Genomic DNA, 17,602 nt, shown 5'->3' on the forward strand with positions numbered 1-17,602 from the left:
TGAACGGGTAGTGTGCTAACGTTGTATCGGGTCGGAAGCTATGCTGATCTTTTATCTGCGCAATTTGACGGGAGTGGAGCGGAGTGTCAAGGCGGATATCCACCTTGGGCTTTCGCTGGCTTTTATTGCCGGAGCCATGAATGCCGGCGGATTCCTTGCTGTCCAGCAATATACGTCTCACATGACGGGGATCGTCTCCAGTATGGCCGACGGGCTGGCGATCGGCAATTTCAATCTGGTTCTGGCCAGTGTCGGTGCGATGGTCTGTTTCATGGTCGGTGCCGGCCTGACGGAAGTGATGGTCAATTGGGCGCGTGGAAAACGGCTTCAGAGTGAATATGCCCTGCCGCTGATTTTCGAGGCGGTGCTGCTTTTGTGTTTCGGCTTTATGGGAGGCAAGCTGCACCGGCATATGGGACTTTTCGTCTCGATGACGGTCATGCTGCTCTGCTTTCTGATGGGATTGCAGAATGCCATCATTACCCGTATCTCCCGGGCCGTTATCCGCACGACGCACATGACCGGTATCGTGACCGATATCGGTATCGAACTGGGCAAACTGTTTTACTGGAACCGGAAAGTGGACAAGGAAGACGAGGCCTATGTCAAAGCCAACAGGGGCAAGCTCTATCTGCTGTCAGGGCTTCTGGTCATGTTTTTTCTGGGCGGGACCATCGGCGCATTCGGTTTCAAGTGGATAGGTTATCTGGCGACTTTTCCGCTTGCGGGCGCGCTGATCATTCTGGCGATCATTCCCGTGTTCGACGACATCAGGCGTTTTTTCCGGTAAGCCGGATCGGCAAATAATCCGCAAATAACGCTTGATTGTTGTTCTGTTAAGCGCTAGTTTATCCGCATCTCGAATTCTGGAAAAATAAATGCCGAATCCTTTCATATGGCCTGTCAGAGTGTATTTTGAGGACACCGATGCCGGCGGTGTCGTTTTCTACGGGAATTATCTGAAATTTTACGAGCGTGCCCGGACGGAATGGCTTCGTTCGCTCGGAATCGGGCAGCAGTTTCTGAAGGATGAGTATGGCATTCTGTTCGTGGTGAAGAATGTATCGGTGGAATACAAACGTTCGGCCGTACTGGACGATCATTTGCAGGTCACTGCCGAAATTTCCGGAATGCGAGGGGCATCTCTCGAATTCGACCAGGCTGTCTGGAGAGGCGATACATTGCTTTCGACTGCAAGAACGAAAATAGTCTGTGTCGACAAAAACAGAATGAGGCCGGTACCGATACCTGAAATGGTCGCTGAAAAAATGCTGGCCGGGCGGGAGCATGACTGAAAAAAACCGGACCAGAAGGAGGGCCGTTCTGATGGAAACGGCCTGGGTTTCAACCTATAGCTAACACCGAAAAATGACAGTTTCCCAGGATTTATCGTTCATTTCACTGATTTCCAATGCATCGTTGCTCGTGCAGCTGATCATGCTGCTGCTTCTTGTTGTGTCGCTGATGAGCTGGACATTCATTTTCCAGAAAATGTTCGCCATCAAAAACGCCAGGGCGGAAACAGGCAGTTTCGAGCAGGCTTTCTGGTCAGGCGGCAACCTGCAAAGTCTGTATCAGCGGGCCGGCAGCAGCAACCGGACCGGGGCGCTGGAAAGGATTTTCTATGCCGGAATGGGAGAGTACATCAAGGGGAAAAGTGCCATGACCGGCCATTCCGCCCAGGATACGGTCGCTGTGCTCGATGGCGCCCGACGGGCGATGAGGGCGGCGTACCAGCGGGAAATGGACAATCTGGAATCCCATCTGGCGTTTCTGGCGTCAGTCGGTTCCGTTTCTCCCTATGTCGGTCTTTTCGGGACGGTCTGGGGCATCATGAACGCGTTTCGCGGGCTGGCGAATGTGCATCAGGCGACACTGGCTACGGTCGCTCCGGGGATTGCCGAAGCGCTGATCGCCACGGCAATCGGCCTGTTCGCCGCGATTCCGGCAGTGGTTGCCTATAACCGTTATTCTCACGATATCGACCGGTTGTCCATCCGTTTCGAAACGTTCATTGAGGAATTTTCCAATATTCTCCAGAGACAGTCGTAACAGGTGAAATATGTCCGAACAGATTTCAGGTTCATTGAGAAGCGGACGGAGAAACAAGTTCAAGTCCGAAATCAACGTGGTGCCCTATATCGACGTCATGCTGGTTTTGCTCGTCATTTTCATGGTCGTGGCGCCAGTGACCAATCCGGGGGTTGTCGATCTGCCCACGGCGGAACGGACGGCCTTGCCGCCTTCCGATTATATCCAGATATCCCTGCGCCCCGATGTTTCGGCGGAAATCGGCATTCACCGGCCCGGGAAAGGCCGGGATGTTTTCGAATCCGTACCCGACAAGGATGCCCTGATGCAGAATCTGCAAATCCTGCATGCGGAAAACCCGGATTTGCCGGTTCTGATCGCGGCGGACAAGAATATTATTTATAACGAGGTCATCCAGGTGATATCCGACGCGAAAAAGATGGGTATCAAACGGGTGGGGCTGGCGACTCGATAAATGGATTGGCATTTCGCGATGGAAAACGGTCTGCTCTCCATTCCCCGGGAAAAGAAGCTGAAACCGGCATTTGTGCTGGCTCTGCTGGTTCACGTCGTACTGGTGACCTTTTTATGGATCGGAGTCAGCTGGCAGGCCGATACCGGCGATATGGTCGAGGCGGAAGTCTGGGACATCAAGGTCAGGGAGGCGGCGCCGCTTGCTGCCGGCGAACGGTCTGAACTGGCGGCACCTGAGCGGGCCGAACAACCTGTTTCGGCCAGCGAGCCGGCATCGCCCCCCCTCCTGCATCTCCGGCCAGAGCGGAAAACCGTGAACCGGTCAGGGATTCACGACCCGATATCGCTCTGGAACAGGAAAAGAGACAAGCCGAAAAGAAAGCGGAACAGGAGAAGAAAGCCGAAGCGAAACGACGTGCCGAGGAACTGAAACAGCAGCAGGAGGAACAGGCTCGCCGCAAGAAAGAAGCGGATGAGGCGAAGAAAAAACAGAAGGCGGATGAACAGGCCGCCCGCCGCGCGAAGCTTTTGCTGGATCAGGAAGCGCGGCGGATCGCCGGCGGCGGAAGCGGTGGCGGAAAAGGCAAGGGCTCCGGTGGGGGCGGTACGGCTACAAGTGGCCCGACCGGTAGCGGAGGCAGTGGCACTTCTCCTTATTCCACCGGACCGGGCAAGGCCGATGGCGGTTATATCCAGAAAGTGGCGGCGAAAATCAAGTCCAATACATCGTTTAACGTGCCGCCATCGCTGACGGGGAACCCGCCGGTTGTGTATGATGTCGAATTGCTGCCGGATGGAACTTTGCGTAATATACGTAAACGCAAATCGTCGGGTATTGCCGGATTCGATGAAGCGGTAAAAAGAGCTATCGAGAAATCCGCGCCTTATCCCAAGGACCGGTCGGGACGAGTACCGTCCGGATTTACATTGACGCATAAACCGAAGAGTTGAATGTGAATACAAAATCGTTATACCGTTCCTTATTGACCCTTGGTCTGTCGCTTTTGGTGACGGCTCATGTTTTTGCGCAGGATCATCTGGATATCCAGATATCCGGTGTCGGCGCCAGCCAGATTCCGGTGACGATCGCCGGTTTTGCCAATGAGGCGGCCGTCCCCCGGAAAGTGACCGACATCATCAAGGCCGATCTGGCCAGAACGGGACTGTTCAGGCTGGTCGGAACGGATGCGGTCCTGCCTGAATCCGCATCGATCGATTACACGAAATGGAAAGCGAACGGGGCCGATGCACTGGTCGTCGGTTCGGTCGAAAAGACCGCGGATGGGAAAGTCGATGTGCGTTACCGTCTTTTCGATCTCGGCAGGGCGTCGCAATTGTCCGCCCTGTCCATGGTGGCACCGGCCCAGATGACCCGTGTGACGGCTCACAAGATAGCCGATGACATTTATGAAAAACTGACGGGAATCAAGGGAATGTTTTCGACGCGGATCGCCTATGTCGTCAGGGCGGGGAACGAATACCGTCTCGAAATCGCCGATTCCGACGGTGAAGGCAGGCAGGTCGCCTTAAGGTCGAAAGAACCGATCATTTCTCCCTCCTGGTCGCCGGACGGCACCCGGGTCGCCTATGTGTCTTTCGAGGCCAAAAAACCGGTCGTCTATGTCCAGAATCTGGTGACCCGCCAGCGGACTGTCGTGGCCAATTACAAAGGGAACAATTCGGCGCCATCCTGGTCGCCGGATGGCTCGAGACTGGCAGTGGCTCTGTCCAGAAATGGTTATACCCAGATTTATACCGTCAATGCCACCGGAGGCGGTCTGCAACAGCTGACCAATACCCGCAGTATCAATACGGAACCGCAGTTTTCGGCTGATGGCCGGTGGATCTATTTCACCAGCGACCGCAGTGGCGGCCCGCAAATATACAGAACCAGCGTCAACGGTGGCGATGCACAGCGCGTGACCTTTGCTGGCAACTACAATATCAGCCCCCGCGTTTCGCCGGATGGCAAGTCGTTGGCCTATATTTCACGGCGCAACGGCGGTTTCCAGCTGTATCTGATGGATCTGGAAAACGGACAGGAACAGCGGTTATCGGATACATCCCGGGATGAATCGCCGAGTTTTTCCCCGAACGGTCAGTTTGTTATGTATGCGACCGGTGCCGGTCGCCGTGGTGTGATTTCAGTGGTTTCGGTTGACGGACGCGTCAAACAGCGTCTGACAATGAAAGCTGCCGATGTTCGTGAACCCTCATGGGGTCCATTCATGAAGTAATGTTTATAAAGGAATCAACATGTTCGAATTGAAGAAACTGGTTGTTGTTGTGGCAGGTGCACTGGTATTGACTGCGTGCGGTTCATCGGTCAAGCTGGATGAAGCGGCGCCGATCGAAGACAGGACGGGATCATCCTCTTCTGCTGACTCGCGTCAGGTCGGAATGGTCGACGCGGTATCCACTGATCCGTTGAATGATCCGAAAGGCGAGCTGGCACAGCGCAGCGTCTATTTCGATTTCGACAGTTATGTCGTCAAGAACGAATACCAGTCTGTTGTCGATGCACATTCACGTTATCTGAATTCCCACAGGAACCGCAAGGTCATCATCCAGGGCAATACCGATGATCGTGGCGGCAGTGAATACAATCTGGCACTGGGCCAGAAGCGTGCCGAAGCCGTTCGCAAGGCCATGTCACTGATGGGGGTTTCCGATGACCAGATGGAAGCGGTGTCGTTCGGCAAGGAAAAACCGAGAGCGACCGGCAACAATGAAGCTGCTTGGGCTGAAAACCGTCGTGCCGATATCGTTTACCAGTAATCATGAAAAGACAGTCCCGCTTGCTGATCGCGTTGCTCGTCGCGTGTACCTGGTTTCCTGTTCATGAGGCCGGTGCCGCCTTGTTCGAGGATGACGAGGCGCGCCGGCACATTCTCGACATGCGTGCCAAAATGAAGGAAGTCGAAGAGGAAAAGGCCGACAAGGCCAGTCTTCTTGAAGTGGCTAACCAGAATGAGGCCTTGCGTGAGGAAATCGCCCGGTTGCGCGGCCAGATCGAGGTATTGACCAATCAGGTCGACACACTGGAAAGCCGCCAGAAAGATTTTTATCTGGATCTCGATACCCGTCTGAAAAAACTGGAACCCCAGCAAATGGTGGTCAATGGAAAAGAGGTCACGGTTGAAGCCGATGAAGGGCAGTCTTTCAGCCGTGCGGAAGAACTTTTTACATCCGGCAGTTACAAGGATGCCATTGCCGCCTATGCGGATTTTCTGAAACGTTTTCCCAAGTCTCATCTGATCGCCAAGGCCCAGTATCAGATGGGGAACGCCTATTATCTGCAAAAGGATTATAAAAATGCGCTGAAAAAACCAGTCGGCCGTGGTCCGGCGTTATCCGAAAAATCCGGTGACGCCCGATGCCATGCTGAATATGGCGAGTTGCCAGATCGGCCTGAGCGATCTCGCTTCGGCGAGAAAAACGCTTTCGGAACTGATCAGGAAGTATCCCGGGACGGAAGCGGCCAAGAAGGCAAAAGAAAGACTGGCCCAGCTGGGGTAGCCGGACAAGCTGTTCAAAGGGGATCTTCGCGATCCCCTTTTTTTCAAGAGATATCAAAGAGAGGCATGCTGTCCGGCATTCTGCTGTTTCGACAGGGAAGCGGCAGTGGCGGCTGCCACTTTCTTTTCCTTGCGTGCCTTGGCCGTCGGCAAGCGTCTCAGGTTGCGCAGGGCATTCAGATCCTTGATTTCGATGGTTTTCTGATCGACGCTGATCCAGCCGATTTCATGAAGGGCCGACAAGGTACGGCTGACCGTTTCGAGTGTCAGCCCGATGTAGCTTCCGATTTCGTGTCGGGTCATGCGGAGATTGAAAATCCGGTGGGAATATCCCATTTGTGCGAAACGGTCGGACAACGAAACCAGAAAACGGGCGACGCGTCCCTCGGCAGAAAGTGTCCCCAGCATGCAGATCATCGCCTGTTCCCGCACCAGTTCCCTGCTCATGACTCCGTACATGGCGTGTTCGAGTTCCGGATAATTTTTGCCCAGTGCAGTCAGTTTTTTGAACGGGACCAGTATCAGATCACAGTCGGAGAGGGCGACGGCTTCGGATGTGTGGAATTTGCTGTGAATGCCATCCACTCCCAGCAAATCGGATTTCATGGGAAATGAAAGTACCTGCTCGTTGCCGAGTTCGTCGATCATGACGGTTTTGAGGAAGCCGGAATTGACGATGTAAAGCATTTCGAATGGTTGCCCGATAGTATGGATCCGTTGGCCGGTCTTGAACTGGACATGCTGGAAAAGGACTTCTTCATTGGAGACCGGAGTGTTGTTCGGTGCAGGAATCCGCAGAAGGGAACAAACGTCTCTCAGGTTCGACCAGAGTTTTCCGTTCTTTTGCCGGCCGGCTTCCATGGAGGAAGAATAAGCCGTGTCCTGAAAGGGTTTGTTCGAATTGGGTGAAAACATCATCGGAACCTCCAGTTAAAGTGATTGTTATGAATTATTCATTAATTTTTGTCTACAGACTGATCAATACCGCAATCAGCGATCCTGTTGTTTGAATTATGTCAATTTGCCCGGTTTGTGAATATCAGCCAAGGATTAATGTTGTTGTCAGATTAATAACTCTTGTTGTAGGAATTTTCTTACATTCTCATTCCTGGCAACAGGGCAGATGTTGATTTTTGATAAACGGAGGGGTTTTCTTTTTCAGTGAACAACGCGAAAAAATTCCGTTTTCCCTGAAAATTTCTTTCCGGAAATTTTTCCCGGTCTCTTTTTGAACCGGAAATGGTCGTTTTTTCCGTCTGCTGCCTTGTTCCGATGTACGACGTTTGTTCTATCCATGGCTCCCGATTCGATTCTCCCCGGGCCAGGAACTTTTGAAAGAAGGCTGTCTCAAAGTCCACGTAGTCATTCAATCGATTGATGAAGTTTTCAAATCATTGATTTTATTGAAACCAGAGTCGGGAATTCGTCGAGTTTCAGACTGAAAAGTGAATTTCACATGGAGGATCATTATGGCTTCACAATCCAAAAACAATTCCGGGAGCAAGTCCGGTATGAGCGCAAGCTCCAAGTCCTCGAGCTCCCGCAGCACGCCTTCCAAACGCGGTTTTGCCGCCATGAGCCCTGAGAAACAACGCGAAATCGCCAGTATGGGAGGAAAAGCGGCCCATGCCAAGGGAACCGCTCATCAGTTCACCTCCGAGGAAGCGCGTGAAGCAGGTCGCAAGGGAGGTACTGCCGTCAGCCGGGATCGTGCCCATATGGCCGCTATCGGCCGCAAGGGAGGATCGAGCTCCCGTTCGGCTTCATCGCGGTCTATGGGAGACAGCGCCAGAAACTGAACGGTGACGGGTGTTTGAGGATTTGTCCGGACGGATGTTCAAACATCCCCTGCCATACATGAAGGAAAGACGGGGAGTCAGGAAGATCTGTTGCTCCCCGTTTTTTTCCGAAACGGTTTGGTGCCGGTTTTCTGGCCTGAATCAAATCATGAAAAGGAGAATAGGATGACGGCAGTCAAAATTGAAGAACACACCATCAACGACCGGATGCAGGTCGATGAGACGAAACGTTTGATGCTCCCGACGATACGATGGGGAGCCATTTTTGCCGGGGTGGTCGTCGGTATATCCGTTCAGACCCTTTTGGGCATTCTCGGTATTGCCGGAGGTCTTTCTGTCATGAACAATACGTCGGGAGAAAGTTCCGGTTTCGGCCCGATGTTGTGGACGATTGTTTCTTTGCTTATTTCCGCTTTTGCCGGTGGATTTTTCGCTGCACGCATGTCCGGTTCGAGACGGAAAAGCGATGGTTCCATGTATGGCGCCGTTACCTGGGCCGTTTCCATGCTGCTGTTTGCCGTGATGCTGTCGACGACGGCCGGGGCGATACTCAACGGGTTGTATTCCGCCGCCGATACGACAGTCGTTTATTCCGGTACAACCGCCAATATGCCACCGGCAGTCGCCACGCAACTGCGTCAGGAACTCGGCGGTGAATTGAGTGCGGCCAATCTGCAGCAGTTGCAGCAATACTTGCAAGCCGGTCAGCGCGACGAGGCGATCGTTTATCTGACGTCTCTGGGAGTCGAGTCTCCGCGTGCCGTTTCCGTTGTCAATAATGCAATGGATCAGATCGGCAGTTCGACCATCATTGCGTCCGAACAGCTGATTTCGCCTCAACAGCTGGTCAGAGCGGTGACTGCAGCGGCCTGGATGGTATTTATCGGGGTGGCGCTCTCCCTGGTTGCCAGTGTATGCGGAGGGATCATGGGAGCGAAATATGCTTTCCGCAGTATCTGGGGCCAGAACGGATTCCCGCGCATGCCGAAAGAAAGCCGGTTGATAGACTGATTCACCGGATGTTGACCGTGCCAATGAAAGATCCGGCCGAACCGGTTTATAGGCGTTTCCTGAAGCAAGGTGGTTGATTGTGTCTGACATTGTGTTGTTTTAAAACAACACAATGTCATGAAAGTCTGCAAACCGGTTTTCCGGATCGGGTAAGACAGGTCAGAACGTGGTTCTGGCTGTTTCAGAATAAAGAACAGGCGAAACGACCGGTGTATGACCGGTTGCCGGATAAGGCGGATATTCTGCTGGAAGCGGGTATGTGTCGATACCGCTTTTCTGAAAAAGAATGACCGGATGGGGTTGGCAGGACTGGCAGAATGCCGTTCGGTGCCATTTGCCCTGGTTTCGGTTTCCGCCCCGATGGAAATTCTTGTCGGACAGGTCTGTTTGCGGCCGCAGCGGAATGACAATGTTTCCTTGGTGGAATTTGTCAACAGAGGCGATACCACCGGTTCGATGAACATGTACCGGGCTGAATGGTCCTGAAACGGCTGTCTGAACGGGAAAGGACAATAGCCTGACAGAGGAAGACTTATCGAAATGTGCCGGAATGCGTTTCCGGCATTTTTTATGGCCAAAACAGATATCGGACGGATCAGACCAGCTTGTCGAGCCGCAGGGTTTTGCCGAGAACACCGGATTCCAGACGTTGCCGTTCCAGTTCCTCTTTTTCCCAGATGAGAGGCAAGACATGCATCGGTTCGTCCAGTGGTTCATCGGACAGTTTGAACGTTCCCCAGTGCATGCCGATGAACTGTTTCGCGCCAAGAATCCTGAAAGCTTTCACCGCTTCTTCCGGATCGATGTGCTGTGCCCGCATGAACCAGCGCGGTGCATAGGCCCCGACGGGAAGCATGGCGGCATGGATGTCGGGAAAACGTTCGGCGATTCCGGAGAAACCGTCAAACCAGCCGGTATCGCCGGAGTGATAGATGCACAAGCCGTTTCGGGCGATGACATAACCGCCCCACCAGCTTGTATTGATATCGGTCAGTGAGCGCCTGCTCCAGTGTTCGGCGGGAACGAACGTGACATCCAGCCCTTCGATTTCTTCCTGTTGCCACCAGCCCATCTCAATGACGCGTGAAAATCCGTTGTGCCGGAACCAGTGGCCCAACCCTTTCGGAACGACATAGACCGGTTCCGGGCCAAGCCGTTTGAGAGTCGGAGCATCCATGTGGTCACGATGGTTGTGCGTGATGAAAACCGCATCGGGTTTCGGCAGGGCCGGCCAGTCCAGTCCGGGTGGAGAATTACGCCTGATAAAACCGAGCGATCGGGAAAGCACGGGATCGATCAGCAGGTTTTTCCCGCCCAGCTGGATGAGAAAGGATGCCTGTCCGATCCAGGTCAACGTATCGGCCGTCGCGCGCCAGAGTCCCTGCCCGTCATTATACATGTAAGGAATCACTATCCCGGTAGCCGGCGATTTCGGCCGTTTTTCATCATGCCAGCCCAACAGCCATTTCAGGGTCTGGCTCCCTGCCGGTTTGCGGAAGTTGCTTTTCAGATTGGAAAAATGCATGGCTCGAAACTCCTTGATCCGGTATTTTACCGTGTCGGCGGTATGTTTTTGCGATACTCCCATGCAAAGAGTGAGGAATTGCCAGCGGATGCGTGTGTGGTTTTTCAGCTGGTTTTTCCAAAAAACGGACATCTTGAACGACCATATTTTGAGATAGGACAAAGGCCTCGTTTACAATCTGCCCGTTCCGGTGCCAGTGCATCTTTCTGATGTGCGGTTAAACGGGAAACACGGAGCCGTCTGTAATGGCCAACGTGTGCTGCCCCCGCAACGGTAAGCAGGTGTTCCGAAAGGAATCCGTCATCCATCTTGTACCACTGTGCCTGAGATGCATGGGAAGGTCTGATGACGGTCTCGAGTGATCGAAAAGCCTGTAGCCCGGATACCGGCCGGAATGGAACAGGTTATGCCGCGGACGGGGAAATTCCGCGAAGACGGACCGGCGATTTCACTTCTTTCTGGCGTCTTTCGTTTTTTCTTTTCCGCAGTGTATTGATTGACTGGAGTCCGGCGGGGTCGCCGGCGTAAAGTATTTTAATGGAATAGAACTCATGCATTCCCACGTTTCAATCCGTCGCCGTCATGTGGCGATCAAACCCCTTTTGCTCGTTTCCCTGCTGACCGGCTGCTTTGCCGGTGCCGCTTTCGCACAGGAAACCGGCGATATCGAAGAAAAAACACTGGAACCCGTTGTGGTGACCGCCTCGCGTATCGAACAGCTGCAGAAAGACGCCATTCCCAGTACGACCGTCATCACTTCTGAGACCATCCAGAACAAGAAACTGGCTGACTTGCCGTCTTTGTTAAAGAGTGAGGCAGGGATTGATTTTGCACGGAGTGGTGGCGCGGGTACAGCTACTTCAGTGTTCATGAGAGGAACCAATTCGTCGCAATTGCTGGTCATGATCGACGGGGTTCCTATTCAGGATGGTAATGCGATAGGTACCGTGGATTTGCTTTCCCATATCCAGCCTGACCAGATTGATCATATCGAAGTCGTCCGCGGCAATGTTTCAGCCATTTATGGTTCTGGCGCGATGGGGGGGGTCATCCAGATTTTCACCAAGCAGGGAACCGGAAAACCGACAGCCAACGTTTTTGCTGAATATGGTTCTGATAATACTACCAAGATCGGTGCGGGTGTGTCGGGCAAGACGGAAGCGGGAACGAGTTTCGCATTGTCAGTAACACGGTTCAGAACGGATGGTTTCTCTACAATGGATTCTTCAAAGAATGCAGGGGTAAATCCAGATGATGATTATGACAGAAATGTCAGTGTCAATGCCGCGTTATCTCAGCGGTTAAACAGGGATCATGAAATTGGTGCACGTTTATATATGTATGATGCGAAATTTGATTATGACAATATAAACGGAGCAGCATCAGATAATTATGGTAAATCCAAACAATGGACGGGTGCGGTTTATAGTAAGAATCGTTTTACACAAGACTGGCTTTCAACTGTAACAGTTTCTTATAACAGTATCGAGCGCCATGATAATGAATGGGGAGGAGTGATTAATAATTGGGGAGGATTTATCGAGAACTACGATCATAATGCCAAATTTCGTAGTGAAACAAAATTATTGCAATGGAATAATACGATTGCATTATCATCTGACTGGACATTAACAGCAGGTATTGATGCGGGTTCGGAAGAAGCTCATGTTAATTCAAAAGCACCCTATGATTATTATAGCAATTATTCAATGGATGTTAATCGGGATAAATACAGTGTCTATGCCGGTTTGCTCGGCAAAGTAGGTACACATAACTTACAGGCAAATGTTCGTTATGATCATGTAGAAGATGCAGATTCGGATATAACGGGATACTTGGGATATGGATATGATCTGACGTCAACGTGGAAATTATTGGCTAGTGTATCTACTTCTTTCTTGGCACCGACTTTATATCAGCAATATTATCCAAATGGCGGGAATGCAGATTTGAAATCTGAGCGTTCAACCAATTATGAGGCTGGCATTCAATATGCCAAGGGTAAAGACCTGTTTAGATTGAGTGTATTTGAATGGCATACAAGAGACTTAATAGATTACGCTACAGGCGGTAATGGGTACGGGTATTACAATGTCAGTCGTGCAAAAAATACAGGTGTCGAGTTCAATGCAAATACAGAAATATTTGGAATTGATATTCGCTCAAATTTGACGTGGCAGAATCCAAAGAATCGCGAAACAGATGAACAGTTAGTAAAACGTCCAAAATTCTTTGGTTCTCTTAATGTTTCGAAAACGATGGGGCCATGGTATTTTGGGGGAGATGTTTTGTTTAATGGACATAGGGCTGACAAGGATTATGCATCAGAATACAGATTGGGTTCCTATACGCTTGTCAACCTGAATGCCCGTTACAATATCAACAAGAACATTTCGCTTTATGCCCGTATCGAAAACCTGTTCGACAAGGATTACGAAACGGCATACGGTTACAACCAGCCAGATCGCGGCGCGTATGTGGGGGTGAACGTGAAGATGTAAGATAGAATGTTTCCCCGATTCCATGGCCGGAAAAAGGGAAATATGTCCGACAAAAAATTCATCGCGAAACGGAGCCTGTTTTCCGGCATTTGCCGGGGAGCAGGCTTTTTTCTGTCCGGGATGGGAGTTTTGTCCATGTGTCTGGTCTCTGTGGCATGGGCGCGGGAAGACTCTGTTGCAGAAGAAGAGCTGGCGACGGTGGTCGTGACGGCCTCCCGTTTCCAGGAGCAGGAAGGGGAAGCGCTTTCTGCCACGACAGTGATTACGCAACAGACTATCCGTAACAAACAACTGGCCGATCTGGCGTCACTTTTGCGCAGTGAGGCAGGTATCGAGTTTGACCGGATGGGGGGACCGGGGATGGTGACGTCGGTTTTCATGCGGGGCAGCAATGCGAACCGGGTGCTGGTGCAGCTCGACGGTGTGCCGGTGACGGACGGGTCGGTGATGGGCTCCGCGGCCATATTGAGCCAGCTTCAGCCTGACCAGATCGACCGTATCGAGATAGTTCGTGGTGATATATCGGCCGTTTACGGGATGGGGGCCGCGGGCGGGGTGATCCGGATTTTCACAAAACGCGGAGAAGGCAGGCCATCGGCCAGTTTGTTTGCGGAATATGGCAGTCGTGATACATCCCGGTTGGGGGCCCGTGTATCCGGACAATCGGACGATACCCGTTTTGCGCTGACGGCGTCCCGTTCGGATACGCGTGGTTTCTCAACCATGTCTTCGTCGGAGAATCCGATGGTCAATCCGGACAGGGATGGCAATGAGAATGTGACTGTGACGGGAAATGTGTCGTGCCGTTTCGGGGCGGACGGGGAGCTGGGGATGCGTCTGTATCTGGGGGATGCACGGTATGATTACGATATCGGCGGTGGTCCGGATGAGGTCAATACCGGCAGAAACCGGCAATGGATCGGGGCGGTATATGGCAAAAAACGTTTTTCACCGGACTGGCTGTCCGCCCTGACGTTGTCACGTATGGACATCAGGCGGAAATATGAGACGAAATATGGTATCGTGCGTCCGTCCTCCGAATGGAACGGTATGGTTTTTCCGCTCAGGGATCCCAATGGAAAATCGGATTCACGGGCACGGACCAGTCTGTTGCGATGGCATAATGATGTGGTGCTGTCCAGTGACTGGACGGCGACAGCCGGTGTTGAAGCGGGGCACGAGGAGGCGGAGTCCGGGAAAGATGGCAGGAGCAGTGTATGGAATCGTGACCGGTACAGCCTGTATGGCGGAATATCGGGAAAAACCGGAGCGCATGACTGGCAGGTGAATGTGCGTTATGACCGTGCAGGTCAGGCGGATTCGGCAGTTTCGGGATATCTGGGTTATGGCCATGCACTGACACCGGTCTGGAAACTGGTGGGCAATATCTCGACGTCTTTTCTGGTTCCGACACTGTATCAGCAATACAATCCGGTGTATGGCAACCGCGATCTGAAAGCAGAAAAGACCCGTGCCGCCGAGGTGGGTGTCCAGTATGCATCGGCGGAAACAAGAGTGCGGTTGACGGCTTTTTCGTGGTTTACGCGTGATCTGATCGATTTTGATTCGGCATTGCATTATGTCAATGTCGGCAAGGCGAGAAACCGGGGATTGGAGATGGTATTGCATACGGTGCTGGCCGGGATGGATGTGAATACCAGCCTGACGGTTCAGCAACCTGAGGATGTATCGGCTGAAACGGTGTTGGCCCGCCGGGCCAGGCGGCTGGGGACGTTCAATGTTTCGAAAACGTCCGGTCGGTGGTATGCCGGAGGCAATGTGCAATATACGGGAGAACGGGTGGATGGCAGCCACAGGTTGCCGGCTTACTGGCTGGCCAGTCTGGATGTGCGTTGTCGCATTTCGCGGGAAGTATCCGTTTATGGACGCATTGAAAATCTTTTCGACAAGGATTACGAGACGGTTTACGGTTATAACCAGCCCGGCAGGGGGATTTATGTCGGGGTTGATTTGACGATGTAAAATAGCGGTTTCATTACCTATTCGGAAGGCTTGTTAGATGTCGGAACAGAACCTTTTCAGCCAGCCGTTTTTTTCGCCGGGGAAACGCCGGGCAGTCTGGCTGCTGGTTCTGGTTTTCCTCTCGGTCGCAAGTCTTTTTTTTCGTGTGTGACCGGTTCGGCCGGGCTGGGGATTCGGGAACTGGCCGACGCGGCGATGTCTCTGGCATCCGGTGAAAACGGCTCGCTGGCTGCCGTCGTGCTGGGGATGCGGCTGGAAAGAGCGTTTGCTGCCTTTTTGACGGGGGGCGCGCTGGCGCTGGCCGGTTGTCTGATGCAGGCGCTTTTGCGTAATCCGCTGGCCGATCCCTATGTGCTGGGGGTTTCCGGCGGCGCTTCGGCCGGTGCGCTGGTCATGCTGTTTCTTTCGGCTTCCCTGTGGGCGGTCAGTACCGTTGCGTTCTGCGGCGCGCTGGCCGTCGCGCTGATCCTGTACGGGTTGTCCAGACGGGATTTCGCTTCGTATGACGGTTCATCACGGCTGCTTCTGACGGGTGTCATTCTGGCATTCGGATGCAGTGCGGTGGTGACGCTGTTGCTGACGGTCGCGCCCGATCATGACTTGCGGGGAATGGTTTTCTGGCTGGTGGGCGATTTGTCGGGAGCGACGTTCAATGCCGGGTTCGTTCTGGTCGTCGCCGCGGTTTTCATTCCGGTCTGGCGCGTTTCTTCTGCAGTCAACTTGCTGGCGCTGCATGCGGATATGGCCCGGTCGCTGGGGGTCAATGTTCCCTGGCTCAAAAAGGGGCTGTTTGCCGGTGGGGCGCTTCTGACGGCGACAGCCGTTACCGGAGCCGGCAATATCGGTTTTGTCGGCCTGATCGTGCCGCATGCCTGCCGGATGATGTGGGGGCCGGATCACCGTTTTCTTTTTCCGGCTGCTTTGTTGACGGGCGGTTTTTTTCTGGTGCTGGCGGATACGCTGGCCAGAACGGTGTTCGCGCCCCATCAGTTGCCGGTCGGGGTGGTGACTTCCTTGATCGGGGTTCCCGTTTTTCTGTTTCAGCTGTATCGGGGCGGGAGATGACGACGCTGGTGGCGAACGATCTGGATTTGCGGGCGGGAAAGCGGGTGCTGGTTGAAAAACTGGACTGGACGGTCGGGGCGGGACAGTGCTGGTTCGTGTATGGCCGTAACGGTGCCGGAAAAACGACCTTGTTGCAGACTCTGGCCGGTTTGCGTTTGCCAGATGGTGGAAAAATCGTGCTTGACGGGCGGGAGCTGTCCGGCTGGTCGACGCTGCAACTGGCGAGGAGGCGGGCTTATTTGCCGCAGTCCCGGCAGGATGCTTTCGGTTTTACGGTGTTTGAAACGGTGCTGGCGGCCCGTTTTCCCTGGCGGTCGGAAGGGATGTGGGAATCGTCTGAAGACCGTGATGTGGCAGCCGGTGCGTTGAAACGGATGGATGTGCTCGAGCTGGCGGAGCGCGATATCCGGTCCCTGTCGGGCGGGGAGCGGCAACGGGTGGCGATTGCAGCGCTCTTGGCACAGGATACCCCGCTGATGTTGCTGGATGAACCGGCGAGTGCGCTGGATCTGGCCCATCAGGCCGGTTTGATGAGGACTGTAGCCGGATTGAGCCGTGAAGAAAACCGGGCGGTTGTCATGGTGGTGCATGATCTCAATCTGGCCTGGGGAGTCGCCTCGCATGTATTGTTGCTGTACGGAGACGGCACATGGGAGGCAGGTTCCTGTGAGGAAATGATGGTTTCGGAAAAGCTGTCGCACTGTCTGCATTATCCTGTCGAAAGGGTGAGTTGTGGCAACCGGCCTGTTTTCGTTTCTTTCTGACGGGAGAGGGTAGGGGAATGCGTAGCGTATGTTTCGGGGCGTTTTGCGGTCTGTTTTTCATGGTACGGGTTTTCGCGGCGATTGTGGTGACGGATGATGAGGGAAAAACGGTATCGCTGGCGCAACCGGCGCAACGTGTCGTTTCGTTGTCGCCTCATGCAACGGAAATGTTGTATGCCATTGGGGCAGCGGAAGAGCTGGTCGGGGTGACGCGTTACAGCGAATATCCCGGGCAGGCGAAATCGCTTCCGGTAGTCGGTGATTTCCGGCAGATTGATCTGGAGAAGGTTTTGGTGCTGAAGCCGGATCTGATCGTTGTCTGGAGTGGGGGCAATCCGCCGAAACAGGTCGGAAAACTGGAACGGGCCGGGATTGCTGTGTTCTACAGCAATCCCCGGCGTCTTGCAGACATCCCCGGCAACATGGTCCGTCTCGGTATGCTGACCGGGCATGAAGATCAGGCCAGAAGGGTGGCCGGGCAGTGGAACGGGCGACTGGACAGGCTGAAACGGCGTTACCGGAACCGCGCCGGGCTGCGCGTTTTCTACCAGGTTTCGGATGTGCCGCTGTTTACCCTGAACGGGAAACAGATTGTCAGTGAAGTCATTGACCTGTGTGGCGGAAAGAATGTTTTCGCGGATATCCCGGTACTGGCACCGCATGTGAGTACGGAAGCGGTGCTGGCAGCCAATCCGGAGGTGATTGTCAGTACGCGGGGGATGGGAACGGAAAACGGATTGTCTGGCTGGAGACGTTACAAAATGCTGGATGCCGTCCGTTACCGCAATCTTTTCCATATGAATCCGGACTGGCTGGACCGTCCCGGTCCCCGGATGATCGAGGGGGCTGAGATGATGTGTCGCCAGCTGGATGAAGCCCGAAAGAACAGACAGGCGGCCCGGCCATGATCGAAAGTGGGCTGGCGGGTAAT

General features: G+C 53.5%; 19 protein-coding genes, 1 pseudogene and 1 riboswitch. Of the genes and pseudogenes, 18 read left to right on the plus strand and 2 right to left on the minus strand.

Translation table 11 applies throughout. From position 1 onward, the window contains the following. The first annotated feature begins 40 nt into the window (after positions 1 to 40). The 10 genes and pseudogenes from NB647_RS03645 (at position 41) to NB647_RS10580 (ending at position 6,024) form a co-directional block, all read left to right on the plus strand. Complete coding sequence (locus tag NB647_RS03645; RefSeq protein WP_269265228.1) at positions 41 to 790, plus strand: YoaK family protein; 750 nt, start codon at positions 41 to 43, stop codon at positions 788 to 790. An 88-nt stretch (positions 791 to 878) separates the two neighbouring features. Beyond that, positions 879 to 1,295, plus strand: a complete 417-nt coding sequence (ybgC, locus tag NB647_RS03650) for a tol-pal system-associated acyl-CoA thioesterase (protein ID WP_269265230.1) — start codon at positions 879 to 881, stop codon at positions 1,293 to 1,295. A 73-nt stretch (positions 1,296 to 1,368) separates the two neighbouring features. Then, a complete protein-coding gene (gene tolQ, locus NB647_RS03655; protein ID WP_269280687.1) occupies positions 1,369 to 2,052 on the plus strand; it encodes a protein TolQ in 684 nt (227 codons plus the stop codon). Between the two features lie 10 nt (positions 2,053 to 2,062). Beyond that, positions 2,063 to 2,506: a biopolymer transporter ExbD gene (locus tag NB647_RS03660; protein ID WP_269265233.1), complete on the plus strand. Its 444-nt coding sequence runs from the start codon at positions 2,063 to 2,065 to the stop codon at positions 2,504 to 2,506. Next, complete coding sequence (locus NB647_RS03665) at positions 2,507 to 2,935, plus strand: hypothetical protein (protein ID WP_269284206.1); 429 nt, start codon at positions 2,507 to 2,509, stop codon at positions 2,933 to 2,935. Further along, on the plus strand, positions 2,854 to 3,456 hold the full coding sequence (gene tolA, locus NB647_RS03670; protein WP_269284730.1) for a cell envelope integrity protein TolA: 603 nt from the start codon (positions 2,854 to 2,856) through the stop codon (positions 3,454 to 3,456). The genes NB647_RS03665 and tolA overlap by 82 nt, the downstream gene beginning before the upstream one ends. After that, positions 3,453 to 4,742, plus strand: a complete 1,290-nt coding sequence (gene tolB / locus NB647_RS03675; protein ID WP_416143576.1) for a Tol-Pal system beta propeller repeat protein TolB — start codon at positions 3,453 to 3,455, stop codon at positions 4,740 to 4,742. The genes tolA and tolB overlap by 4 nt, the downstream gene beginning before the upstream one ends. A gap of 19 nt (positions 4,743 to 4,761) precedes the next feature. Further along, positions 4,762 to 5,283, plus strand: coding sequence for a peptidoglycan-associated lipoprotein Pal (pal, locus tag NB647_RS03680; RefSeq protein ID WP_269265235.1), 522 nt, complete (start codon positions 4,762 to 4,764; stop codon positions 5,281 to 5,283). 131 nt (positions 5,284 to 5,414) lie between these two features. After that, positions 5,415 to 5,555, plus strand: a pseudogene (locus NB647_RS10630) (YbgF trimerization domain-containing protein); the annotation flags it as partial. Positions 5,556 to 5,844: 289 nt separating this feature from the next. Beyond that, positions 5,845 to 6,024, plus strand: a complete 180-nt coding sequence (locus NB647_RS10580) for a tetratricopeptide repeat protein (protein WP_332880339.1) — start codon at positions 5,845 to 5,847, stop codon at positions 6,022 to 6,024. A gap of 53 nt (positions 6,025 to 6,077) precedes the next feature. On the opposite strand, the gene NB647_RS03690 is transcribed toward NB647_RS10580, so the two are convergent. Beyond that, positions 6,078 to 6,884 (minus strand): Crp/Fnr family transcriptional regulator, encoded by an 807-nt coding sequence (locus NB647_RS03690; protein WP_269265806.1) that lies wholly within the window; start codon positions 6,882 to 6,884, stop codon positions 6,078 to 6,080. Positions 6,885 to 7,492: 608 nt separating this feature from the next. On the opposite strand from NB647_RS03690, the gene NB647_RS03695 reads away from it, so the two are divergent. The 3 genes from NB647_RS03695 (at position 7,493) to NB647_RS03705 (ending at position 9,319) form a co-directional block, all read left to right on the plus strand. Continuing rightward, positions 7,493 to 7,822 (plus strand): KGG domain-containing protein, encoded by a 330-nt coding sequence (locus NB647_RS03695; RefSeq protein WP_269265237.1) that lies wholly within the window; start codon positions 7,493 to 7,495, stop codon positions 7,820 to 7,822. Positions 7,823 to 7,987: 165 nt separating this feature from the next. Beyond that, a complete protein-coding gene (locus tag NB647_RS03700; protein WP_269284208.1) occupies positions 7,988 to 8,833 on the plus strand; it encodes a hypothetical protein in 846 nt (281 codons plus the stop codon). A 213-nt stretch (positions 8,834 to 9,046) separates the two neighbouring features. Then, positions 9,047 to 9,319 (plus strand): P-loop nucleotide/nucleoside kinase family protein, encoded by a 273-nt coding sequence (locus NB647_RS03705; protein ID WP_269284210.1) that lies wholly within the window; start codon positions 9,047 to 9,049, stop codon positions 9,317 to 9,319. 109 nt (positions 9,320 to 9,428) lie between these two features. On the opposite strand, the gene NB647_RS03710 is transcribed toward NB647_RS03705, so the two are convergent. After that, entirely contained in the window at positions 9,429 to 10,490 is a 1,062-nt protein-coding gene (locus tag NB647_RS03710; RefSeq protein WP_269284213.1) for an MBL fold metallo-hydrolase, read from the minus strand. 39 nt (positions 10,491 to 10,529) lie between these two features. Next, a riboswitch (cobalamin riboswitch) is annotated at positions 10,530 to 10,766 on the plus strand. Between the two features lie 143 nt (positions 10,767 to 10,909). On the opposite strand from NB647_RS03710, the gene NB647_RS03715 reads away from it, so the two are divergent. From NB647_RS03715 to NB647_RS03735, 5 genes are all read left to right on the plus strand, one after another. Continuing rightward, complete coding sequence (locus NB647_RS03715; protein WP_269284215.1) at positions 10,910 to 12,859, plus strand: TonB-dependent receptor domain-containing protein; 1,950 nt, start codon at positions 10,910 to 10,912, stop codon at positions 12,857 to 12,859. Positions 12,860 to 12,901: 42 nt separating this feature from the next. Further along, complete coding sequence (locus NB647_RS03720) at positions 12,902 to 14,842, plus strand: TonB-dependent receptor domain-containing protein (protein WP_269284217.1); 1,941 nt, start codon at positions 12,902 to 12,904, stop codon at positions 14,840 to 14,842. A 147-nt stretch (positions 14,843 to 14,989) separates the two neighbouring features. Next, complete coding sequence (locus NB647_RS03725; protein ID WP_332880340.1) at positions 14,990 to 15,907, plus strand: FecCD family ABC transporter permease; 918 nt, start codon at positions 14,990 to 14,992, stop codon at positions 15,905 to 15,907. After that, complete coding sequence (locus NB647_RS03730; protein WP_269284219.1) at positions 15,904 to 16,671, plus strand: ABC transporter ATP-binding protein; 768 nt, start codon at positions 15,904 to 15,906, stop codon at positions 16,669 to 16,671. The genes NB647_RS03725 and NB647_RS03730 overlap by 4 nt, the downstream gene beginning before the upstream one ends. A 17-nt stretch (positions 16,672 to 16,688) precedes the next feature. After that, positions 16,689 to 17,579: a cobalamin-binding protein gene (locus NB647_RS03735; protein ID WP_269284221.1), complete on the plus strand. Its 891-nt coding sequence runs from the start codon at positions 16,689 to 16,691 to the stop codon at positions 17,577 to 17,579. The last annotated feature ends 23 nt before the right edge of the window (positions 17,580 to 17,602 follow it).

Origin of the sequence: Oxalobacter aliiformigenes, from assembly GCF_027116575.1 — a bacterium.
GTDB classification, from domain to species: Bacteria; Pseudomonadota; Gammaproteobacteria; order Burkholderiales; family Burkholderiaceae_D; genus Oxalobacter; species Oxalobacter aliiformigenes.

What these genes read in the sequence shown, in the direction of transcription:
- NB647_RS03645 (WP_269265228.1), top strand. Translation starts at nt 41, where the DNA reads ATGCTGATCTTTTATCTGCGCAATTTGACGGGAGTGGAGCGGAGTGTC.
- NB647_RS03735 (WP_269284221.1), top strand. Translation starts at nt 16,689, where the DNA reads ATGCGTAGCGTATGTTTCGGGGCGTTTTGCGGTCTGTTTTTCATGGTA.
- NB647_RS03660 (WP_269265233.1), top strand. Translation starts at nt 2,063, where the DNA reads ATGTCCGAACAGATTTCAGGTTCATTGAGAAGCGGACGGAGAAACAAG.
- NB647_RS03695 (WP_269265237.1), top strand. Translation starts at nt 7,493, where the DNA reads ATGGCTTCACAATCCAAAAACAATTCCGGGAGCAAGTCCGGTATGAGC.
- NB647_RS03710 (WP_269284213.1), bottom strand. Translation starts at nt 10,490, where the DNA reads ATGTCCGTTTTTTGGAAAAACCAGCTGAAAAACCACACACGCATCCGC.
- NB647_RS03730 (WP_269284219.1), top strand. Translation starts at nt 15,904, where the DNA reads ATGACGACGCTGGTGGCGAACGATCTGGATTTGCGGGCGGGAAAGCGG.
- NB647_RS03665 (WP_269284206.1), top strand. Translation starts at nt 2,507, where the DNA reads ATGGATTGGCATTTCGCGATGGAAAACGGTCTGCTCTCCATTCCCCGG.
- NB647_RS03715 (WP_269284215.1), top strand. Translation starts at nt 10,910, where the DNA reads ATGCATTCCCACGTTTCAATCCGTCGCCGTCATGTGGCGATCAAACCC.
- ybgC (WP_269265230.1), top strand. Translation starts at nt 879, where the DNA reads ATGCCGAATCCTTTCATATGGCCTGTCAGAGTGTATTTTGAGGACACC.
- NB647_RS03700 (WP_269284208.1), top strand. Translation starts at nt 7,988, where the DNA reads ATGACGGCAGTCAAAATTGAAGAACACACCATCAACGACCGGATGCAG.
- tolQ (WP_269280687.1), top strand. Translation starts at nt 1,369, where the DNA reads ATGACAGTTTCCCAGGATTTATCGTTCATTTCACTGATTTCCAATGCA.
- NB647_RS03705 (WP_269284210.1), top strand. Translation starts at nt 9,047, where the DNA reads ATGACCGGTTGCCGGATAAGGCGGATATTCTGCTGGAAGCGGGTATGT.
- NB647_RS03720 (WP_269284217.1), top strand. Translation starts at nt 12,902, where the DNA reads ATGTCCGACAAAAAATTCATCGCGAAACGGAGCCTGTTTTCCGGCATT.
- pal (WP_269265235.1), top strand. Translation starts at nt 4,762, where the DNA reads ATGTTCGAATTGAAGAAACTGGTTGTTGTTGTGGCAGGTGCACTGGTA.
- NB647_RS03690 (WP_269265806.1), bottom strand. Translation starts at nt 6,884, where the DNA reads ATGGAAGCCGGCCGGCAAAAGAACGGAAAACTCTGGTCGAACCTGAGA.